The organism is Sphaerisporangium sp. NPDC005288, assembly GCF_040607475.1.
GTDB lineage: Bacteria > Actinomycetota > Actinomycetes > Streptosporangiales > Streptosporangiaceae > Sphaerisporangium > Sphaerisporangium rhizosphaerae.
Genome location: NZ_JBEXGT010000113.1, coordinates 1 through 1,691, shown reverse-complemented (window position 1 = coordinate 1,691; position 1,691 = coordinate 1). Strand labels below are relative to the sequence as shown.

General features: G+C 68.8%; 2 protein-coding genes. One reads left to right on the top strand and one right to left on the bottom strand.

The annotated features are described in order from the left end of the window. Window positions 1-795, top strand: a 795-nt coding sequence (locus tag ABZU32_RS40905) for an AbfB domain-containing protein (protein ID WP_354932170.1), incomplete at its 5' end; no start/stop codon positions are given. 123 nt (window positions 796-918) lie between these two features. On the opposite strand, the gene ABZU32_RS40900 is transcribed toward ABZU32_RS40905, so the two are convergent. Then, window positions 919-1,434 (bottom strand): hypothetical protein, encoded by a 516-nt coding sequence (locus ABZU32_RS40900; RefSeq protein WP_354932167.1) that lies wholly within the window; start codon window positions 1,432-1,434, stop codon window positions 919-921. Window positions 1,435-1,691: the final 257 nt, after the last annotated feature.

Below are 1,691 nucleotides of genomic sequence, written 5' to 3'. Positions count from 1 at the left end.
GACCCCAGCATCAGCCACCGGTTCCTGACCGCGATCGTCAAGGGCGAGCCCAACCACTGGGCCATCCGCGGCGGCAACGCCCAGTCGGGAAGCCTTGGCACCTTCTACAACGGGGTGCGGCCGAACGTGTCGGGCTACAACCCGATGAAGAAGGAAGGGGCCATCATCCTGGGCATCGGCGGCGACAACAGCGTCGGCGCCCGCGGCACCTTCTACGAGGGCGTGATGACCTCCGGCTATCCCTCCGACGCCACCGAGAACGCCGTCCAGGCGAGCATCGTCGCGGCCGGGTACTCGACCTCCGGCGGCGGCATCCCGGGCGGAACGCTCACCCCCGGCTCGTCGATCTCGCTGCGCGCGACGACCTCCGGCTACACCGACCGCTACATCCGCCACCAGAACGACCAGGTCGTCACCTCGGTGATCAACTCTTCCAGCTCGTCTCTGGACAAGAGCGACGCCACCTGGATCGTGCGGGCGGGCCTGGCCAGTGGCTCCTGCGTGTCGTTCGAGTCCAGGAACTACCCCGGCGACTTCCTGCGGCACTACAACTACCAGCTCTACCGTCAGCACAACGACGGCGGCTCGCAGTTCGCCGCCGACGCCACCTTCTGCCCGCAGACCGGAAAGAGCGGCCAGGGCACGTCCTTCGCCTCCTACAACTACTCCACCCGCTTCCTGCGGCATTACAACAACACCGTCTACATCGCCAGCAACGGAGGCTCCAACACCTTCGACAACGCCACGGCATGGGCCGCCGACGTGAGCTGGAGCGTCGACCAGCCCTGGGGATAGACCCCCGCGCGTCCGAGCGGAGCCGTCCCGTCGCACGGGGACGGCTCCGCGTCTTGTGGAGGCCTCCGCGTCTTGTGGAGGCGCGACACAGCAGGGCGCGGCAGGGTGGCGCCGGGGCCGCCGTCAGCTGTTGCGGACGTTGTAGGTGACCCGGGCCCAGTCCCTTCTCTCTCCTTCTCTGAGGTTCCAGACTTTGATGCTGTACTGGGTCGACTGGCCGGCCCAGAGGTAGAACTGGTAGGCCACGCTGTGGGACAGCTCCTTGGTGTCGGAGGTGGCGCCCTCGTAGAAGTCGACGCGCCCGGTGGTGAGGACGTTGCCGTTGAAGGCGATCTTGTGGGTGGCGAACACCTCGGTGCGGATCTCGCCGCCGCACTTGGCGTAGGGGCGGTAGCTCACCGAGCCGGTGTCGGGGACGAACCGCGAAAGCCGGATCGTCGTGCGGCAGTGCTCGTCGTCGGCCCAGAACCCGGGCTCGTAGTCGTTGGTCTCGATCGTCAGCGTGCCGGTGATGCTCCGGGCCAGGCCGCCCGCGGACGCGGCGCCGGCCGCCGGGGCCACGCCCAGGACGAGCAGCGACAGCAGTGCGGCGGTCGAAGCGATCTTCCGTCCGGCATGATCGCGCAGGATGGTGCTCATGGCGTCTCGCTCCCGGGTCGAGGCGGGCGTTCTCTGACGCTCCAGTGATAAGGGACACCGGTTGCGAGGCGCTTGAGGGCCGTTTGCGCGCGGCCTGCCCGCGACGCCGCCCGCTGCGACCAGCCCGTCCGGCGCGGGACGGGCCCCGGAGAAGCGCTCCGGGCCGGAGCGGACACCGCTCCGGCCCGGGTCATGCGATGGCGCCGTCATGCGATGGTGCCGTCATGCGATGGTGCCGTCATGCGATGGTGCCGTCA

What these genes read in the sequence shown, in the direction of transcription:
- ABZU32_RS40900 (WP_354932167.1), bottom strand. Translation starts at nt 1,434, where the DNA reads ATGAGCACCATCCTGCGCGATCATGCCGGACGGAAGATCGCTTCGACC.